Below are 3,542 nucleotides of genomic sequence, written 5' to 3' on the forward strand. Positions count from 1 at the left end.
GAAAGGAAAAAGCATGGCAAATCATTTCCGTACGGACCGTGTGGGCATGGAAATCAAGCGCGAAGTCAATGAGATTTTGCAAAAGAAAGTCCGTGATCCCCGTGTCCAAGGTGTGACTATCACTGATGTTCAGATGCTAGGTGACTTGTCTGTTGCTAAGGTCTACTACACTATTTTGAGTAACCTGGCTTCAGATAATCAAAAAGCTCAAGTCGGACTTGAAAAAGCAACTGGTACTATCAAACGTGAACTTGGTCGCAATTTGAAATTGTACAAAATTCCAGACCTAACTTTCGTCAAAGACGAATCCATCGAATATGGAAACAAGATTGACGAGATGCTACGCAATCTGGATAAAAACTAAGTAGAAAGAGGGGCAACCCTCTTTTTTGTGTGGAAAATCGGTGGAATTTAAAATGGAAAAATATTCTTTTAAAAATGGGATTCTGTATTTATAAAATGTTTGCCAATTAGGAAATGCTTTTTTCTTTTAGGAAATATGATATGATAATTTCATAAATAAAAGGAGATTCTATTAATGAATAAATTAAAAAAAGTTTGTCGTTTAGCTTTACTATGTCTGTCCGTTTCTACTCTAGTTGCTTGTAGTTCTCTGTCTGAAAAAACAAGTAATTCATCTAGTGATAGTAAAACGGAAAGTTCTGGGAAAAAAGGATTTTTAGATAAAGCAAAAGATAAATTAGGTTCTAGTGACTTTAATCCACAAGATGTCAGTGATGAGACAATTGAATCTATCAAAACTTATGAAGATTATTTGACTATGTGTGAGAAAATTATCAATAATTACTATACAGAAGCTGATGAAGCCTTTAAGGGAACTGCTTTAGAAGATAGTGTTTCTATCCAAGAATTAAAAGATGCTACTAAAAAAGAAATGGAAGAACAGAAAAAACAATATGGTCCATTGAAGAAAGCACCTATTCAAGGAAAAGAGGAAATAATTCAGTTTTTAAAGGAATATCGTGATTCTCTACACGATCAAGTCGAACAGTTGAAAGCTAGTCTTTAATAAGAAGAATGGAGTTCGGGATGGACTATCAATTGTTACCTCATGAATACATGGTTATGAATAGTGAACATGTTAGTTTTGGGAAAAATAGTATGTATACTGATGAGCTCATTTTAACAAATTTACACTTGATACATATCAAAAAAGGTATTTTTGGAGGAAAAAAAGATCAAACTACTATACCAATTAACCAAATTAAGGTTTTTGAGGGGAAACCACAAGTTTCAGTTACGAAATCCAATGGTATGAAACGATTAGAAATCTATTATAATGGTGGACAAGTTATCTTCTCATTCTCTAATACTAAGGATACTGAAAAGTGGGCAACGAATATTATTAAATTAATCTCTGGTGATACAAGCAACTTTGCAACCTTGGGTGATAATAGCTTATTTGGTGTAGAAATTTTAGCAGAGACTCTAAAAGATACGTTTGACACCTTCAAAGCAGGGCTTGGTATTAAGGATGCAGAACCAGAGAAATTATCTACTAAATGCAGTTTTTGTGGAGCTCCTCTGTCTGGAACCGTAAAACAAACTGTCAAATGTAGTTTTTGTGATATGGAACAGACCTTGTAGGAGATGAAATATGGGAATAATTAAAGCATTTACAGATTCAATTAGTGGTACTTTTGCAGATCAATGGAAGGAAATTATTACAGTTCAGGCTTTTGATGAACATACAGCTGTAAGTCCGGGTGTTCTTCAAGTCAGTAATAATGGTAGAGGAGTTAATAGTCAGGGGTCTATAGGTGTCATTTCAAATGGGTCTAAGATATTTATTCCTGAAAATACTGCTGCTTTTATTTTTAGTCAGTCTGGAATAGAAGAAATTATCACTGAACCAGGTGGATATGAATATCAAAATGGGGAGAGTAGTGTTTTTAATGGTGATGGGCTAAAAAAATCACTGTTTGATAATGTTGTTAATCGTGTTGGATTTGGCGGACAAAGTGATCAGCAAAAACAGATTTGTTTTGTCAATTTGAGAGAAATTCGCGATATTAGGTTTGGTACTCGTGGTCCGGTTATGTATAACGACTTATTTTATGGTACAGACTTAGAAGTACGTGCTTTTGGAACTTTTTCTATTCAAATTACAGACGCTATCAAGTTTGTAAAAAATTTCCTTCCTGCAAATGTAACCTACTATAGCTTTGATAGTGCTCAAGCAAGGGCTCAGATAGTCACGGAATTTCTTCAATCCTTTACCGTTGCCCTTAATTCGTTATCAACAACTTATCGTATCTCACAACTACCATCACAAGCATCAGTACTTGCAAAACAAGTATCGAATGATGAACAGTATGCTGGTACTTGGAAAGATCGTTTTGGATTTGAAATTATAAAAGTTGCGATTGCTAATATAGAATTCTCACCAGAATCTAAGGAATTAGTTAAGAACTTTTCATCAAATAAGATGAATTTAAAGGCCTTTGATGATGTATCGCAGAAAGCTTCTAATATTGCTGCACAACAAAAAGTCGCATCAGGGATCGAACAACATGGGCTAGGAGATGGTGCGGGGATGATTTTCGGTATGAATATGGCACAACAGTTAGATGAAAAAGCAACTAAACCAAGTTTGTCATTTGATGAGCAAATCGAAGCTCTTACTAAACTCAAATCACTTTTAGATGCAGGTATATTATCTCAAGAAGAGTTTGATCGAAAGAAAAAAGAAATTATGGACTTATAAGATTGACGAGATGCTACGCAATCTGGATAAAAACTAAGCAGAAAGAGGGGCAACCCTCTTTTTTGTGGCTATAAGTCGGTCATTGTCTAGTCAGATTATATAAATAGAAATTCAGAAAATAAAATAAATCTTGAAAATATCATTTATTCCATAAATATGATAAGATAAAGCTTGATATGAATGAAAAATGGAGATAGAGATGGCTAAAGAAGATGTGGCGATGCAAGTGTTGCAACAGGTAGTAAAACTTCCTGTCGTCAAAGTGAACCGGTCAAAATTTTTAATGGACAAATTCTCTAAGGAAGTGGCTTCAAAGGATATTCCTAGATTATTGGAAGAAGGGCCGACAGCTTTATTACCTCAGGAAACCTTAGATCGAGTGGCTAATGCCTGTATTAGAGATAATGTATTGCTAGCAAGTGGAACATCTGTTTTAGCAGGTTTGCCTGGAGGTATTGCCATGGCAGTTACCATTCCGACAGATGTAGCCCAGTTTTACGCATTTTCACTGAAACTAGCTCAGGAGCTAGGTTATATTTACGGCTATGATGATCTTTGGGCTTCACGAAATGAATTGAGTGAAGAAGCCAAAAATACCCTCTTGCTCTATCTGGGAGTGATGTTGGGAGTAAATGGTGCGGGCGCTCTCCTTCGTTCTGGTGGTGTTACAGTTGCTAAGCAAGTGATGAAAATTGTAAACAAAAAGGCTTTGACAAAGACTCTTTGGTATCCAATTTTGGAAAAAGTTCTGAAAATCTTTGGAGTGAATCTGACCAAGGGAGGATTGGCTAAGGGGATGGGGAAAGTTATTCCT

General features: G+C 35.5%; 5 protein-coding genes. All 5 read left to right on the forward strand.

Going from position 1 to position 3,542, the window contains the following annotated elements; genetic code table 11:
* Positions 1-13: 13 nt before the first annotated feature.
* Entirely contained in the window at positions 14-364 is a 351-nt protein-coding gene (rbfA, locus tag SINDD18_RS00315; RefSeq protein WP_001273602.1) for a 30S ribosome-binding factor RbfA, read from the forward strand.
* Positions 365-538: 174 nt separating this feature from the next.
* Positions 539-1,030 carry a hypothetical protein gene (locus tag SINDD18_RS00320; RefSeq protein WP_061862682.1) on the forward strand — a complete coding sequence of 164 codons (492 nt, stop codon included), beginning with the start codon at positions 539-541 and terminating at the stop codon, positions 1,028-1,030.
* Positions 1,031-1,050: 20 nt separating this feature from the next.
* Positions 1,051-1,608: a hypothetical protein gene (locus tag SINDD18_RS10255; protein ID WP_061862683.1), complete on the forward strand. Its 558-nt coding sequence runs from the start codon at positions 1,051-1,053 to the stop codon at positions 1,606-1,608.
* 10 nt (positions 1,609-1,618) lie between these two features.
* Positions 1,619-2,728, forward strand: coding sequence for an SPFH domain-containing protein (locus SINDD18_RS00330; protein ID WP_061862684.1), 1,110 nt, complete (start codon positions 1,619-1,621; stop codon positions 2,726-2,728).
* 199 nt (positions 2,729-2,927) lie between these two features.
* On the forward strand, positions 2,928-3,542 hold a 615-nt coding region (locus SINDD18_RS00335; RefSeq protein WP_061862685.1), incomplete at its 3' end, for a hypothetical protein.

Source organism: Streptococcus infantis (assembly GCF_001579645.1).
GTDB lineage: Bacteria > Bacillota > Bacilli > Lactobacillales > Streptococcaceae > Streptococcus > Streptococcus infantis_E.